Annotated in this window: 1 protein-coding gene; it reads left to right on the top strand. The window is 60.3% G+C overall.

Features of this window, described 5'->3' with window-relative positions; translation table 11 throughout:
* Positions 1-365 (top strand): Hsp70 family protein (locus E0702_RS15890; RefSeq protein ID WP_165927561.1); only part of this gene is annotated, 365 nt, incomplete at both ends.

The raw sequence follows: 365 nt of genomic DNA, 5'->3' as shown, positions 1-365 counted from the left end.
GGCTACACGGAAGACGAAAGAAGAGTGAGCCAGACGGCCAAGGACCAGGCGGTCAAAAACACGGAAAACACCGTCTGTGGCGTAAAGCGCCTGATCGGGCGTCGGTTCGACGATGCAGATCTGGAAAAAGACAAGAAGAACCTGCCCTACGCCGTGGTGAACGGCGGAAACGGCGACGCCTGGGTCAGCGTGAAGGGCGAGAAATTCTCTCCCGCGCAGGTCTCGGCCCTCATCCTGAAGAAGATGAAGGAAACCGCCGAAAGCTATCTCGGCGAGGATGTCACCCAGGCGGTCATCACCGTCCCGGCCTATTTCAACGACGCCCAGCGTCAGGCCACCAAGGACGCGGGCAAGATCGCCGGCCT

Source organism: Halomonas marinisediminis (assembly GCF_004347715.1).
Taxonomy (GTDB): Bacteria; Pseudomonadota; Gammaproteobacteria; order Pseudomonadales; family Halomonadaceae; genus Halomonas; species Halomonas icarae.
This window is presented reverse-complemented; position numbering and strand designations above follow the sequence as displayed.